Here is a 14,831-nt window from a genome sequence, read left to right as displayed (position 1 = left end):
CTTCATGAAATCACCACAACAACCTTTGTCTGACTGGCACCTTCATTGCGCCCGCCGCACCGTTTTGGGTGGCGGTGTTATTGCCTATCCCACGGAAGCCGTTTGGGGGCTGGGTTGTGATCCCTGGGATCAGGAAGCCGTTGAACGAGTCCTGTCGCTCAAGCAGCGTCCGATGGAGAAAGGACTGATCCTTGTGGCGGCGTCTGTCGATCAGATACGGTTCCTGCTCGACCCGTTGCCGAAGGAGCAACAGCGCCAGGCGATGAGTCATTGGCCCGGCCCGGTTACCTGTCTTCTGCCGGATGTTCGCCAGCAAATCCCACAACAGGTTCGGGGGCGTCACAGCTCCATTGCCGTCAGGGTCAGTGACCATCCGGTTGTGCGCGCCCTGTGCGAGGCGGCCGGCTTTCCCCTGGTCTCAACCTCCTGTAATCCGGCAGGACGCCAGCCGGCCCGGACTTCCTGGCAGGTGCGTCGTTACTTCGAGGGCGAACTGGACTGGTTGGTGCCGGGAGAACTGGGCGGTAACCGTCAACCCAGCCGTATCATCGATATCGTCAGCGGAAAGCAACTGCGCTAGGAGTTCCCATGTCTCAACATCCTATTCAGCACCCCGAACCCCATGCCGTGAAGCAGTACCTGCTTGGCCTGCAGGATCGGATCTGCGAACGGCTGGCAGCGGTCGATGGCAGGGGCGTTTTTGAAACCGATACCTGGGACCGGCCCGAAGGCGGGGGCGGCATCAGCCGGGTGATCAGCGACGGTGGGGTGTTCGAGAAAGGCGGTGTAAACTTCTCCCATGTGATGGGCGAGACCATGCCCGCGTCAGCCACCGCGCATCGGCCCCACCTGGCGGGTGCGCCCTGGCAAGCCATGGGGGTGTCTTTGGTTATGCACCCTTCGAACCCCTACGTACCCACGTCCCACGCCAACGTCCGTTTCTTCGTTGCGACCCCCGAGGATGCAGAGCCGGTCTATTGGTTTGGCGGGGGCTATGATCTTACGCCCTATTACGGCTTCGACGAGGATTGCGTCCATTGGCACCGGGTCGCGAAAGCCGCCTGTGATCCTTTCGGCGACCAACTCTATCGTGAGTACAAGCACTGGTGTGACAACTATTTTTACCTCAAACACCGGGACGAGCCCCGGGGCGTGGGAGGGTTGTTCTTTGACGACCACAATACCGGGGACTTTGGTCGTGATTTTGCCTTGATGCAGTCCGTTGGCGACAGCTTCATCGAGGCCTATGAGCCCATTGTCGCGCGCCGAAAAGCGATGGACTGGGGCGAGCGTGAGCGTGATTTCCAGCTATATCGCCGCGGCCGTTACGTGGAGTTCAACCTGGTGTACGACCGGGGCACCCTGTTTGGCCTGCAGTCCGGTGGCCGTACCGAATCCATCCTGATGTCGCTGCCTCCGCTGGTGCGCTGGGAGTATGCCTTCGTGCCTGAGACTGGCTCGGAAGAGGCCCGGCTGACGGACTATTTTCTTACTGGACGGGATTGGCTGGAGAATGTCGATGCATAACGATCTTTACGCCGTAGTGGGCAATCCGATCAGTCACAGCAAATCCCCCCGCATTCATAGCCTGTTTGCCCGCCAGACCGGCGAGCAGCTGGAATACACGGCCATACAGGCGCCAGAAGACGATTTCGAGGGTACCGTCAAAGGCTTTTTCGAACGCGGTGGCAAGGGGTTGAATATCACCGTGCCTTTCAAGGAGCAGGCCTGGCAGCTCGCGGACCTGCGAACCCAGCGCGCCGAGCGAGCAGGTGCGGCGAATACGCTCTACAAAGACAGTAAAGGCTCACTTACCGCTGATAACACCGATGGTAAAGGACTGGTTACCGACCTGATGGTTAACCATGGCGTTCGCCTGGCGGGTAAACGCCTGCTGGTACTGGGCGCAGGCGGGGCGGTTCGTGGTGTTCTGGGGCCGATTCTTGCTGAAGAACCCGCCGCCCTGACGATAGCCAACCGCACCCTGGTAAAAGCCGAGGGCCTGGTCAGTTTCTTTGAATCCGTGGCCGGCGATACGCACCTGGAGGCCTGTGGGTTTGAGCAGCCCGCCGACGCTTTCGACGTTATCATCAACGGCACCAGCGCCAGCCTGCAGGGAGATTTGCCACCGGTTTCCGCAACTGTGATCGGTGCCGACACGGTGATCTACGACATGATGTATTCTCTGCAGACCACCACGTTCAACCAGTGGGCACTGGACCAGGGAGCCACCCGGGTGTTCGACGGCCTGGGCATGCTGGTGGAACAGGCGGCGGAGTCGTTCCGGATATGGCGTGGAAAAACCCCGGACACCCGCCCGGTGATTGAAAAATTGCGAAACGGCTGAGCCCAACCCGGACGAATGGGCTATGCTTCGCAGGTGTAAACGGTTCCCGAAGATCGTTGATTAATCGCTGATTTAAGGTCTCTGATGGATATACTCACCCTTGTCGGGCTGGTGGCAGGTGTACTGATTGTATTACTTGCGATGCTGGCCAACGCGTCGATACTGACCTTTTTCAACCTTCCGGGGCTGGCGATTGTGCTGGGTGGCACTTTTGCCGTCACCCTGATCAAGTTCCGTCTGCCTTCGGTGATGAGTGCTTTCAGGCTGGCGTTTTCAGCGGCATTCAAGGATCGCGTCGAACGGCCGGCGGAGTTGATCCGCGAAGTTGGCACATTGGCTCTTGTCGTTCGCAAGGAAGGTATTCTGGGCCTGGAAAACCACACCACCAATAACGAGTTCCTTCAGAAAGCCATCAATCTGTGCGTGGACGGCCACCCGCCGGAGCTGGTTGAAGAAGCTCTGGCCCAGGAAACCCAGCAGACTGCCGAACGTTACGAAGTCTCCGAACGGGTATTTCGCGGTATTGGTGAATCCGCCCCGGCCATCGGTATGCTGGGCACACTCGTGGGCCTGGTGCAGATGCTCAACACCCTCGATGATCCGTCCTCCATTGGCCCGGCCATGGCGATCGCCCTGCTGACCACGCTTTATGGCGCCTTCATCGCCCAGCTGATTGCCCTGCCCCTGGCCGACAAGCTGCAGCTCAAGGCCGAAGATGAGGCGCGCAACCAGGTTCTGATCACCACGTCGATGCGCACGATCATGCGCGGCGAGAATCCCCGGGTGATGACCGAACTGCTGTCTTCCTTTGTAACGCCGGAGCATCGCAATGGTCTTGCGCCGGAGCGGGAGGCATAGGTTTTGGTGGTTCGCCAGCCCGTCAAAAAGAAGAAGCATGGCCGTGGCTCCCCGGCCTGGATCGTCACCTTTGCCGATCTGGCCACCCTGCTGCTGACCTTTTTTATCCTGTTGCTGTCCTTCGCGGAAATGGATGTTGAGAAGTACCGTGCCATGGCCAATTCCATGGCGGTGGCTTTCGGCAGCAACCAGGTGCTTGGTGATGCTGTGGGGGGCTCGCCGCTGACACTGATTGAGTCGGATACGGTTTCCCTTCCGGAGCCAATGGAGACCGCGGCCGACGAGCCCGAATTTATTGATGAACGCGCGGAAGCGGATGCCCCGACCAAAATTCCGGCGGGTGTGATCGATCTGGCCAGCCGAATGATCCAAGAGCTTGAACCGGAAGTGGCTTCGGAGGCACTGAGCGTCAACTACGATGAAAGCCGGGTGGTGATCCGGTTTTCGGAGGAAGCCACGTTCCGCTCCGGAGAAGCGGCGATCAAGCCGGGAATGGTGCCGATCATTGAGCGGGTGGTAGAGGTCCTGTCTGGTTGTACCGGTGACGTTCTGGTCGCGGGTTACACCGACGACCGCCCGATAGCCAGTGGCCGCTATCGCTCCAACTGGGACCTGTCTGCTGCACGTGCCGTGTCGGTGGTTCACGAGCTGGTAATGAATCGTCAGGTGCCGGCGGAGCGGGTCGTCGCGGCGGGCCGGGCGGAAACCAACCCGCTGGTGCCCAACGACAGCCCGGAGAACCGGGCCAAGAACCGGAGGGTGGAGATCGCCATCCGCAACCCGCAATGTGACGACAGCGTGGAAACGGACCAGTTACCGGTGGAAATTAACCCGTGACGTTCGCATATGCCTGCCGGGAAGCTCCTCATAGTCAATTTATATAACCCCGACGCTTTTAGATCTTTATACTGTGCAGCCCAACGCAAACACATTTGTCGTAACTATTTGCTGTAAAAAGCTGTAACGAAAAGGCCAGAGAGATTATGAGCGGACCTGACAAACCGAAAGTGATTGGCGAGGAATGGAGTGATGAGCGGGTAAAGAGCTTCCTGGCCATTACGCCCTACGACAGCAACATCAATCCTGACTTCAACGCGCTGATCAAGGCCTACCAGGCGATGATTGCCGAAGACTTTGACCGTTTCGTCGGCTTCTTCGTGGAAGCGGGCCGAGACCTCAATGCAGTTGATGAAAACGGTGAAACCATCCTGGACCTGGTGTCGCGGCACCGTCGTAGCACCGCATACGCAGAGACACTTCGGAAAGCCGGCGCAAAAACAACGGCAGAGGCCGGGAGCTGAGCCCCGGCTCTGCCATTGGCGGCCCGACGGTTTACTGGACGTCCACCTCAATAGCCTTGGGTTCGGCAGGCTCGGCCTTGGTTAACGTCAGCGAAAGGATGCCATCCTTGAAGTTGGCCCGGATACTGTTTTCATCCACATTCTCCGGCAGGGTGAACCGGCGCAGGAAGCTGCCATAGATTCGCTCCACGCGGTGGTGTTTGCTGTCGTTGGTTTCTTCCTCTTGCTTGCGCTCACCCCGGATGCTCAACACGCCATCCTGCACGGTGACTTTTACATCATCCTTTGACATGCCCGGCAGTTCCGCCTCAATGCGGAACGCTTCCGGTGTTTCCCGGATATCTACAGCCGGTGCCCAGTCGCTGCGGCTGAACAGGTCTTTCCCCTCACGCTCGCCATTGCCACGGGCAAGGCCGAAGTAGCGGTTGTAGCGGTTAATCAGGTCTTCGAACTCGTTGACCGGATTCCAGCGAGTAATGTTGGTCATATGAAACCCCTCCTACGAATCTGAAATCACACGTTGATGTCAGCTTCGCTCGCGGAACAGCTCCATACCGGTGGCGCCAGCCGGATGGTTTTCCGTGAACCTCTGCTATTTTCGAATGTAGGATCGATCGCTTATTTTTCAATAGTGTCTGAAGCAGAAATTTTTACCGGGATGCGGGGCGGGCTGTAGGCCTGATGAAGAAAGGGTCTGAAGCTGGCCATTGAAGGTCCCTGCTGATCCGAGTGAGGGTGCGCGCCCCAACGGAATCCGCGTAGGCCTTCCTGATCACCGCCGCCAACAAACGGCGCCAGCATTGTGGGGTCGGCGCTGATCACATGAACAATGACGTCGCGGCTGGCGTCGTCGCCGGTGATCAAAGGGGCCGCCTGATGGTCGCCTGTCAGCACCAGCAGGGTTTTGTTATCCACATGGCGTTTGGCGTATTCAGTGGCCACGTTCAGCGCATAGTCCAGCGAGCGGGCATAGTGATCGCGCACGCGCTCGGGGTCCCGCCACAGGCTGGCGGGTGCTTCGCCGGCACCTTTCCAGCGGTTAAAGGTTTCTCCGTCACCAATGCTGTCCCAATCGTCCAGAACCGGGAGTATCGGGACCCATGGCGCGTGGCTGCTGATCAGGGCCACTTCAGCGAACACCGGGGTGTGATCGGCGCGCTCCCGAATCTGGCGCTGGAACCATGACCAGGTGTACTGGTCCGGCATGGTGACCCAGTTCAGAGCTGGCCCGCGGTAGTCCATGGTGGTGGAGTGGTATATTCGGTTGTAGCCAAAGGCACGGCCTTCTGGCCAATCGCTGGTGATAGCGGGCATAACCGCGACGGTATCGTGCCCGGTAGCGCCCAGGTCATCAATCAGCGTGGGGTAATCACTGGCGAGAAAGATGTCGTAGTCAAGTTGGGTATCGATCCATTGCCCGCTGAGCAACGTGGTGTGAGCCAGCCAGGATTGGCCACCCTGTACCGGGGAGCGCAAGCGGCCCGTGACGATGTGAAGACCGGCGTCAGCCAGTGTCTGTTCCATTTGCGTCAGACGAGGTCGGATCAACGGACCGTAACGAGTGTCAGCAACCGCGGAAATGCCATAGGATTCAATGAAACCCAGTATGACGTCGGTTTCCCCCAACCCTGCCAGCGGTGTGGACTGGACAGCGGCCGAATTGTCCTCCAGATGTTGGCGGAACGATGCTGTCGACTGGTGGGTGTCAATGGCCAGCCTGACCTGGTGAGCTGCGGTGCGGGCGGCACTCAGGCCCGCGAACGGCTGCGAGATGAGAGAGATACCCAATGTGACGACACCCAGGGCGGTAAGTGTCATTGCCGCGCCGCGTGGGACGCCGGACCCTGTACGGAGCAACAATCGGCTGACACAGATTGCCAGTCCCAAAAACGTCGCCAGGAGCAGAGCGACGAGCGTCAACGACAGTGGGATCCCCAAGTTGCCGTGCATCTGGTCGAAAACCGGGCCCGCCACGCCGAGTTCGAGATAGAGGTTGAAAGGCCGTCCAAGGCTTTCACGGACCACAAGGTCGCTCAGCGCAAAGAATGCCAGCATGCCGTAAAGCCCACCGACAACTGCCGCACAGAGACGCTTTCCGGTGCCATCTGGCAGTATTGCGAATAGCCCGCACAACAAAACAGCCTCAGCCGCAATCCACGGGATCCATGGGTAATAAGGCATCAGTAACGCCAGAAACAGGGCGTTAAGCAGAACCGTCGTGAACAGGAGTCGCGTCAAGCACAGATCCCTTCTAAGGGGTGACCAATAGCCGCCACTCTTCAGGACATGGCGTCGTCACTGTTAGATACGTCGGCGCTGGCGGCTTCGGATCGGAGCACCGGATTAAACCTCATACAGGTAGTCGTCCTTGAGTTTGACGTAATTGGCCGCGGTGTACTTGAAGAAGGTCTTTTCCTGATCCGACAACGCCCGGGCCTGTTTGCAGGGTGAGCCTACATACAGGTAACCGGACTCCAGCGTCTTGCCTGGCGGCACCAGGCAGCCAGCGGCGACAATCACCTCGTCCTCCACCACGGCGCCATCCATGATGATGCAGCCCATGCCCACCAGCACCCGGTTGCCAATCGTACAGCCATGCAGCAGCGCCTTGTGGCCAACGGTTACGTCATCCCCGATCAGAAGTGGATAGCCACCGGGGTTATAGTCACTGGCATGAGTGATATGCAGCACCGACCCATCCTGGATGCTGCAGCGGTTGCCGATGCGGATTTTGTGCATGTCACCGCGCACGACTGTCATTGGCCAGATGGAAACATCGTCTCCGGTCTGGACATCCCCGATGACCACCGCACTGGGATCAATCCAGGCGCGTTCTCCAAATTGTGGCGTGTTACCCTTGTGTGTTCGTACATTCGACATTACATATACCTATATAGCGTTTACCCGAAGGCTCGGGGCACCTGTGGGGAGGCCTTTCCAAAACTGTACGGACCCATGGATGGCGGAGTCCAAACGTCACATGGATGTGCCGAAGGAGCGTGTTTTGGAAAGGCCTCCCCACAGGTGCCTTATCCCGATGTTGAATACTCGAAGCTACCTGACAAATTAAAGGCTGAGAAGGGGACTTATGAATAACCCGTTATTGACCGACGACCTGTTGCCCAAGTTTGACCATGTTCGCACCGAGCACATGGAACCGGCAATCGACCAGATTCTCAGCGAGAACCGCGTGAAAATCTCACAGCTGGCGCAACAGGACGAACCTTCGTGGGAAACCCTGGCGCAACCGATGCAGGCAACCGAAGACCGGCTGGAAAGAGCCTGGTCCGTGATTTCCCACCTGAACGGCGTGATGAACAGTGACGACCTGCGCAAGGTGTACAAGAACTGCCTGGAAAAGCTCACCGAGTACAGTACCGAGCTGAGCCAGAACGCTGAACTCTGCGAGGCTTACAAGAAGCTGGCAGCAAGTGACCAGTTCAACGAACTCAGCGAAGCCCAGCGTAAATCCGTGGACAACACCCTGCGGGACTTCCACCTCGGTGGTGTCGATCTGCCCCAGGAAAAGAAGGAGCAGTACGCCAACTTGTCGATGGAGCTGTCAGAACTGTCCAACCGCTTCAGCGATAACGTTCTGGATGCCACCCAACACTGGTACAAACACATCACCGATGTGGATGAGCTGGCGGGCGTTCCTGAGACCGCGCTCGATGGCGCCAAGCAGGCAGCGCAACAGAGGGATCTGGACGGCTATGTGATCACCCTGGATTTTCCCAGTTTTTACCCGGTGATGACCTACGGTAACAACCGCGACCTGCGTCGTGAGGTCTACGAAGCCTTTGTGACCCGTGCGTCCGACATGGGCCCGGACGCCGGCACCTGGGACAACACGCCAGTGATGGCGGAGATCCTCAAGCGTCGTCACGCCATGGCTCAGTTGCTCGGATTCGACAACTACGCCGAGCGTTCTCTGGCCACCAAGATGGCCCGCAATGTCGACGAAGTGCTGGACTTCCTGAACCAGCTGGCAGCCAAGTCCAAACCCATTGCCGAGCGGGAATTTGCCGAGTTGAAGGCGTTCGCCAAAGACACCCACGGTGTTGACGACCTGCAGGCCTGGGACATCGGCTACTACAGCGAAAAACTGCGCCAGGAAAGGTATGACATCTCACCGGAAACCTTGCGTCCCTGGTTCCCGGTGAACAAAGTGGTGCCCGGCTTGTTCGCCGTGGCCGAGAAACTGTTTGACGTTCAGATTGAAGCCAAACCGGACGTGGAAACCTGGCATCCGGATGCCACGGCCTATTGCATCAGCCGCAATGGCGAGCCCCTGGCCTGGTTCTACCTGGACCTGTACGCTCGCCAGGGCAAGCGTGGCGGCGCCTGGATGGCGGACTGCCGGATGCGTTGGCGCAACCTGCGTGGCCAGCTGCAACTGCCAGTGGCCTTCCTGACCTGTAACTTCACGCCGCCGGTGAACGGCAAGCCGTCGCTGCTGACCCACGACGAGGTCACCACGCTGTTCCACGAGTTCGGCCACGGCCTGCACCACATGCTCACTCAGGTGGATGTGCTGGACGTTTCCGGCATTAATGGCGTTGCCTGGGACGCCGTTGAGCTGCCCAGCCAGTTTCTGGAAAACTGGTGCTGGAATCCAGAGTCCCTGGCCCTGATCGCCTCGCACCATGAAACCGGTGAACCGCTGCCAGACGACCTGCTGCAAAAACTTCTGGCCGCCAAGAACTTCCAGTCCGGCATGGCGATGGTGCGACAGCTGGAGTTCTCGTTGTTCGACTTCCGCCTGCACGCGGAATTCACCCCGGACGCCCCCACCAACCCGCTGGACATGCATCGTACGGTACGGAGCGAAATCGCTGTGGTGGAAGCACCGTCATTCAACCGTTTCCCCAACAGCTTCTCCCATATCTTCGCTGGCGGTTACGCCGCGGGCTATTACAGCTACAAATGGGCCGAGGTGCTGGCAGCGGACGCGTTTTCGCTGTTCGAGGAGAAGGGTATCTTCGATCCGCAAACCGGCAAGGCGTTCCTGCAGAACATCCTTGAAAAGGGCGGCTCCCAGGAGCCGATGGAACTGTTCAAGGCGTTCCGTGGTCGTGAACCGGAGGTGGGTGCCCTGCTGAAACAGACGGGTATCACCGAAGACGCGGCTTAAGCCGATATCACCCGGTCAGTGTTGTGGCTGGCCGGGTTCTGGAATTGTTGGAGTTTCAACCATGGCGACCCCCAAACGTTTTATCGCCGGCGCTGTCTGTCCCCGCTGTGCGGAGATGGACAAAATCATGATGTTTACCACCGACGACGATGATCAGGTTCGCGAGTGCGTGGCCTGCGGTTTCACGGATGCGGTGTCAGATACCCCGGAGCCGACTAATCCCGAACTGGAAACCCGGGTGAACAAGCTCGGCAACGAAGACGATCATACCGTTAAGCAGGTGGTGTTCTTTTCTTCCAAGGACGACTGACGGACGGGAGTTTGCCCTCTTTTTGTAGCCTGCTGGTTTGTGGGGGCCTGGACGGCGTCGTGGTGCTTTCTTCTGGGAAAAAGAACTCGCTGCGCTCAGACACCTTTTTCCCGGCAGAAAGCACCCCAACACCCTCCGGTTTAAACCACAGAGGTATCGCATGGAAAAACAATCAAGTGTTGTGTGTACTCGGCGATACTCTGGTGGTTCCTTCGTGAGGGGGTAGGGGGATTTTTACTCGCCAGAAATGGGTGTCTGAGCGAAGCGAGTTCCATTTCAAGAGTGAAAACTCCCCCTGCCCCCTCGCAGCCCCAATCCAAGCAGGCTACAAAAAGCAGATAACTCCAAATCCTAAAGAACCATAGCCGCCAACCACCCAAAGCCCAACAACGGCAGGTTGTAGTGCAGGAACGTCGGCACCACCGTATCCCAGATGTGGTTGTGCTGGCCGTCGACATTCAGGCCGGCGGTGGGGCCGAGGGTGGAGTCCGATGCCGGGGAGCCGGCATCGCCCAGGGCACCGGCAGTGCCCACCAGGGCCACGATGGCCAGGGGGCTGAAGCCCAGTTCCAGGGCCAGCGGCACATACAGGGCGGCGATGATGGGAATGGTGGAGAACGACGAGCCAATGCCCATGGTGATCAGCAGGCCCACCACCAGCATCAGCAGCGCGGCGAGGGCCTTGTTGTCGCCGATGGCGGACACGGAGCCTTCCACCAGGGTGGCGATGTCGCCGGTTTCACGCATGACTTCCGCAAAGCCCGAAGCGGCGATCATGATGAAGCCGATCATTGCCAGCATCTTCATGCCTTCGGTGAACAGGTCGTCGGCTTCCTTCCATTTCACCACCCCGGACAGGTTGAACAGTACAAAGCCAGCCAGCGCCCCGAGGATCATCGAACCCAACCACAGTTGAACCACGAACGCCGCCACGATGGCGACCAGGGCCATGAGCAGCGTGCCGCCGTTGTAGGTCACATCCACCCGCTCGGTGCGGGCAATGGCGTCCAGGTTGTAGTGACGCTCGCCGCGGTAGCTGAAAAAGACGGCAACGAGAAGACCACAGAGCATGCCAAGTGCGGGCAGGGCCATGGCGGACATGACATTGAGATCCGTGGCGTCGATGCCGTTCTCACCGACATTCGCCAGCAGGATTTCATTCAGGTAGATACCGCCAAAGCCTACAGGGAGGAACATGTAGGGTGTGATCAGGCCGAACGTCAGCACGCAGGCCACCAGACGTCGGTCCATGTTCAGTTTGGCCATCACATACAGCAGCGGGGGCACCACCAATGGGATGAAAGCGATGTGAATCGGCAGGATATTCTGGGACGACATGGCGATGGCCAGCAGCAGGCCAACGATCAGCAGGCGGATTCCGCCAGCGGCCTTGCCGTCATCCTGCCGGCCCACCAGGTTCAGGGCTTTGTCGGCCAGGGCATGGGCAAGGCCGGATTTGCCGATGGCAACGGCGAAGGCACCGAGGGTGGCGTAGGACAGGGCGACGGTGGCGCCGCCCCCCAGGCCCTCGTTAAACGCGGCAATGGTGGCGTCCAGCGACAGGCCGCTGATCAGTCCGCCGGCGACGGCACCGATGATCAGGGCAACAACAACGTGGATGCGGCACAAGCTCAGCACGAGCATGATTACTACCGCAGCAACAACGGCATTCATGGCAAACTCCGGGATGTCGGGGATGGCTTTCAGCGCCCCTGAGGTGGGGCGGTTCAGGAAAGCGCGCTAATGTGCCGGAAACGCGTGCTGCAGTCAAAAATCGTGCTTACCGGTGATCGTCCGCCACGTAGGTAAACCGGGGAACATCCTCGCCAGCAACTTCCACCGTTTCCTGGAACATCGCCAATGGTCGTACCCATAGGCTGTAGTCACCGTACAGGCAGCGGTAAACGACCATCGGTTCCTCGGTTTCGCTATGATGGGCCACACCGATGACGTCATAATCCCTGCCTTTGTAGTGGCGGTAACGGCCGGGGCGTAGTTCTGGTTTTTTATCGGTCATCGTGTTCTCTCCATACGTATTTGATTGCTACGCATTTTTTGGGGCGGACTTACTCCCTATAAAGGTCTAGACTGTCAGGAAGTAAGTGCAGGGAGGCATTGGGACTGACTGTTGGAATCGACAGTTTAGTTGAGTTTTCTTGTTCCGGGTAACACGGCCACTATGAGAGTTCTTTCTGCTTGCCGGCTGGTGTGGGTGCTGTTGCTGGCGCTGACCATGGCGGCTGGCCCGGCCTATGGTGAAAACGCGTCGTTTGCCTGGTTTGAAACGTCAGGCCCGGATACTGATGTGGAGGATATCCGTGGTCTGGCGGAAGCGCAATGGCAGCCGGCCGCCCTTAACCAAACCCTGAATTTTGGTTTCAGCAAAAGCACCTACTGGCTGCGGGTAGAGGTGCCTGCAGAGCCGGTTAACCGGGTGCTGGAAATTGGCTATCCCCTGTTGGACGATGTGCGGGTCTACTGGTTCGTCGGGGGTGAGCAGGTGGAAAGCCACACTACCGGGGACAGTCGTGAGTTCGGCTCCCGCCCGATCCAGCATCGTAATTTCGTTTTTCCCGTGCCCTCAAACAGCGAGCCTGCCACGGCGTATGTCCGTGTCCGGAGCGAGGGCGCGGTACAGATTCCCGCCCGGGTGATCGAGTCGGCGAATTTTCTGGCGCGTGAGCAGTTGGACTACGGCTGGCAGGCGGTTTTCCTGGGCATCATGATCGCCATGGCCCTGTATAACCTGTTCGTGTTCGTTATCGTCCGTCAGCAGGCTTATCTGTGGTACGTGTTGACCGTGGTTGCTTCCGCACTGGTGTTGTTGAATTTCAACGGCCTGGTGTTCCAGTGGCTCTGGCCGGATTTTCCGATTCTGAACCGTTACTTCACGGCACCGGCCATATCGGCCAATATCCTGTTTGCGGTCATGTTTGCGCTAAACTTTCTGGCTGTCAGGAAATACAGCCGGGCGTCCTACCGCTTGTTGCAACTGGTTGCGCTGATCAGTGGGTGTAGTTTTATCTATGGTCTTTTCGGGTCGTACCAGAGTTCGACGGCCATCGTCAGCGTATTCGCGGCGGTGATCACGCCCCTGACCTGGATTCTTGGACTGATCATCTGGCGCAAGGGCCAGGTATTGGCGGGGTTCTACGTGGTGGCATGGACCCCATTGCTGCTCGGGCATCTGGTAATGTCGATCAGCAAGATCGGCCTTATTCCCACCAGCGCTGCAACAGAGCTTGCGCCCCAGACCGGCGTGGCGTTGGAGGTCATTCTGATGTCGTTTGCCCTGGCATATAGGATTAACCTTGAACGCCAACTCAGGATTGAGGCCCAGGACCATGCTCTGGATATCCAACGGCAGGCCAACCAGACGTTGGAAGCCCGTGTCCAGGCACGCACGGAAGAGCTGGAGCAAGCCAATGAACAACTCAAGGCTGTATCCATTACCGATGGACTGACCGGGGTTGCCAATCGCCGCCAGTTTGACGAAAAACTGGCGGCAGAATGGCAACGTGCCCTGCGCCATGGACATCCCCTGAGCCTGGTCTTGTTGGATATTGATTACTTCAAACGGGTGAACGACAACTTCGGCCATCTGGCTGGAGATGATTGCCTGGTCAGTGTTGCGTGGGTCTGTGCCTCCGAAATCCAGCGTTCAGGAGATTTACTGGCGCGATACGGAGGTGAGGAATTCAGTGTGCTACTGCCAGCGACACCGGAAGCCGGGGCCGCCAGCGTTGCCGAACGTCTGCGAGTGGCGGTGGCGGGTACATCGGTTTATGTTGGTGACCACGTCAGCCCGCTGAATCTGTCGGTGAGTGCGGGGGTGGCTACCATCTTGCCGGAAGCGGGTAGCCGGCCCTCAGAACTCATCAGCAGGGCCGATGAGGCACTGTACGCCGCTAAGGGCGCCGGACGTAACCAGGTGATGGTATTCCGGGAATCCGGCGCCCAGGTCATCGCCAGTTCATAGCGTCAGTTTTTCAGTTTGTAGCGGCCGGGACCGAGGAACACAACGGCCACCGCAATGAACAGGAAGAAACCCTGAAGCTCGAGTGCCCAGCCGCCACTGCCACCCAGCGACAACAGTTCGTGGCTGTGTACCAGCGCAATGGCCACCAGCATGTTGAAGGCGATGAGCAAGGCGCCGATGCGGGTCTGGTAGCCCAGGATCACCATCAGCGGTGCCAGCAACTCACCGATGAACACGCCCCACGCGAAAAAGGCGGGAATCCCGTGGCTGGCCAGTTGACCTTCGATGAAGCCCACGCCATGGAACAGCTTGGCAATGCCGTGAAACAGCAATAGTCCGCCGAGGGTCAGTCGAACAATCAGTTTTCCCAGATCCGCGTTGTCGAGCAAGGTCTATCTCCCGTCAGGAAAGGTTTATTGGCCAGCGAGCAAGCTTAACCGGTTTGTCGCCTGACTCAAAGGTTGCGGATCTGAGGGTACAGTGGCACCAGTTTTTTGATGAGCCGGTTCTGCGCGCCCGTGGGTATGCCGTTTTCTTCCATGGCCAGGATAAGGTTCTCAGCCAGAGCATTGAACTGGGTGTCAGTCACATTCATATCAGCATGGCTTTCGCGCATTCCGCGTCCGGAATAAGTGCAGGGGCCACCACTGAGTTCACACAGTTGGTCCGTCAGGTTGGTGTGGAACTGGCGTACGTCAATGCCACGAAACTGGTCGTTGATACGCTCGTCCTCGACAATCCGGTAGAGCAGATCCTCGACGATATCGGCAATGCCGGAACGCTCCCCAAGCTGTTGATAGAGAGACGCGTTCTGCTGGTTGGATTCAACCATGGACTGGCAACCGGTGAGGACCAGCAGGGGCAACAGAACCATGATGATGACGGAATGTTTCATTGTATCC

Annotated in this window: 16 protein-coding genes; 9 read left to right on the top strand and 7 right to left on the bottom strand. The window is 58.5% G+C overall.

All coding sequences use genetic code 11. The features are described 5' to 3' along the window. The first annotated feature begins 4 nt into the window (after window positions 1-4). From tsaC to MDG893_RS06570, 6 genes are all read left to right on the top strand, one after another. Complete coding sequence (gene tsaC, locus MDG893_RS06595; RefSeq protein ID WP_007152963.1) at window positions 5-580, top strand: L-threonylcarbamoyladenylate synthase type 1 TsaC; 576 nt, start codon at window positions 5-7, stop codon at window positions 578-580. A gap of 8 nt (window positions 581-588) precedes the next feature. After that, window positions 589-1,527, top strand: a complete 939-nt coding sequence (gene hemF / locus MDG893_RS06590) for an oxygen-dependent coproporphyrinogen oxidase (protein ID WP_007152962.1) — start codon at window positions 589-591, stop codon at window positions 1,525-1,527. Further along, window positions 1,520-2,347 carry a shikimate dehydrogenase gene (gene aroE, locus MDG893_RS06585; protein WP_007152961.1) on the top strand — a complete coding sequence of 276 codons (828 nt, stop codon included), beginning with the start codon at window positions 1,520-1,522 and terminating at the stop codon, window positions 2,345-2,347. The genes hemF and aroE overlap by 8 nt, the downstream gene beginning before the upstream one ends. 84 nt (window positions 2,348-2,431) lie before the next feature. Further along, window positions 2,432-3,205 carry a motility protein A gene (locus tag MDG893_RS06580; protein ID WP_007152960.1) on the top strand — a complete coding sequence of 258 codons (774 nt, stop codon included), beginning with the start codon at window positions 2,432-2,434 and terminating at the stop codon, window positions 3,203-3,205. 3 nt (window positions 3,206-3,208) lie between these two features. Next, on the top strand, window positions 3,209-4,042 hold the full coding sequence (locus MDG893_RS06575) for a flagellar motor protein MotB (protein ID WP_007152959.1): 834 nt from the start codon (window positions 3,209-3,211) through the stop codon (window positions 4,040-4,042). A gap of 146 nt (window positions 4,043-4,188) precedes the next feature. Beyond that, window positions 4,189-4,506 (top strand): PA4642 family protein, encoded by a 318-nt coding sequence (locus tag MDG893_RS06570; protein WP_007152958.1) that lies wholly within the window; start codon window positions 4,189-4,191, stop codon window positions 4,504-4,506. A 31-nt stretch (window positions 4,507-4,537) separates the two neighbouring features. Here MDG893_RS06570 and MDG893_RS06565 read toward each other — a convergent pair whose 3' ends face one another. From MDG893_RS06565 to MDG893_RS06555, 3 genes are all read right to left on the bottom strand, one after another. Beyond that, window positions 4,538-4,993: an Hsp20/alpha crystallin family protein gene (locus MDG893_RS06565; RefSeq protein WP_007152957.1), complete on the bottom strand. Its 456-nt coding sequence runs from the start codon at window positions 4,991-4,993 to the stop codon at window positions 4,538-4,540. Window positions 4,994-5,124: 131 nt separating this feature from the next. Then, window positions 5,125-6,744: an alkaline phosphatase family protein gene (locus MDG893_RS06560; protein WP_007152956.1), complete on the bottom strand. Its 1,620-nt coding sequence runs from the start codon at window positions 6,742-6,744 to the stop codon at window positions 5,125-5,127. 105 nt (window positions 6,745-6,849) lie between these two features. Next, window positions 6,850-7,386 (bottom strand): gamma carbonic anhydrase family protein, encoded by a 537-nt coding sequence (locus MDG893_RS06555; protein WP_007152955.1) that lies wholly within the window; start codon window positions 7,384-7,386, stop codon window positions 6,850-6,852. A 208-nt stretch (window positions 7,387-7,594) separates the two neighbouring features. Here MDG893_RS06555 and prlC point away from each other — a divergent pair, with 208 nt between their 5' ends. Both prlC and MDG893_RS06545 read left to right on the top strand, forming a co-directional pair. Continuing rightward, window positions 7,595-9,640 carry an oligopeptidase A gene (prlC, locus tag MDG893_RS06550; protein WP_007152954.1) on the top strand — a complete coding sequence of 682 codons (2,046 nt, stop codon included), beginning with the start codon at window positions 7,595-7,597 and terminating at the stop codon, window positions 9,638-9,640. 61 nt (window positions 9,641-9,701) lie between these two features. Further along, window positions 9,702-9,950, top strand: coding sequence for a YheV family putative zinc ribbon protein (locus tag MDG893_RS06545; protein WP_007152953.1), 249 nt, complete (start codon window positions 9,702-9,704; stop codon window positions 9,948-9,950). 351 nt (window positions 9,951-10,301) lie between these two features. On the opposite strand, the gene MDG893_RS06540 is transcribed toward MDG893_RS06545, so the two are convergent. Together MDG893_RS06540 and MDG893_RS06535 are read right to left on the bottom strand one after the other, a co-directional pair. Beyond that, on the bottom strand, window positions 10,302-11,624 hold the full coding sequence (locus MDG893_RS06540) for a Na+/H+ antiporter family protein (RefSeq protein ID WP_007152952.1): 1,323 nt from the start codon (window positions 11,622-11,624) through the stop codon (window positions 10,302-10,304). A gap of 106 nt (window positions 11,625-11,730) precedes the next feature. Continuing rightward, window positions 11,731-11,967 carry a DUF1653 domain-containing protein gene (locus tag MDG893_RS06535; RefSeq protein WP_007152951.1) on the bottom strand — a complete coding sequence of 79 codons (237 nt, stop codon included), beginning with the start codon at window positions 11,965-11,967 and terminating at the stop codon, window positions 11,731-11,733. 162 nt (window positions 11,968-12,129) lie between these two features. Between MDG893_RS06535 and MDG893_RS06530 the strand changes: the two genes are divergently transcribed. After that, window positions 12,130-13,929, top strand: a complete 1,800-nt coding sequence (locus MDG893_RS06530) for a sensor domain-containing diguanylate cyclase (RefSeq protein WP_244264397.1) — start codon at window positions 12,130-12,132, stop codon at window positions 13,927-13,929. 2 nt (window positions 13,930-13,931) lie between these two features. Here MDG893_RS06530 and MDG893_RS06525 read toward each other — a convergent pair whose 3' ends face one another. Further along, entirely contained in the window at window positions 13,932-14,318 is a 387-nt protein-coding gene (locus MDG893_RS06525; protein WP_007152949.1) for a DoxX family protein, read from the bottom strand. 65 nt (window positions 14,319-14,383) lie between these two features. Next, entirely contained in the window at window positions 14,384-14,824 is a 441-nt protein-coding gene (locus MDG893_RS06520) for a group I truncated hemoglobin (RefSeq protein ID WP_007152948.1), read from the bottom strand. Between the last annotated feature and the right edge of the window lie 7 nt (window positions 14,825-14,831).

This window comes from Marinobacter algicola DG893 (assembly GCF_000170835.1).
Classification (GTDB): domain Bacteria; phylum Pseudomonadota; class Gammaproteobacteria; order Pseudomonadales; family Oleiphilaceae; genus Marinobacter; species Marinobacter algicola.
This window is presented reverse-complemented; position numbering and strand designations above follow the sequence as displayed.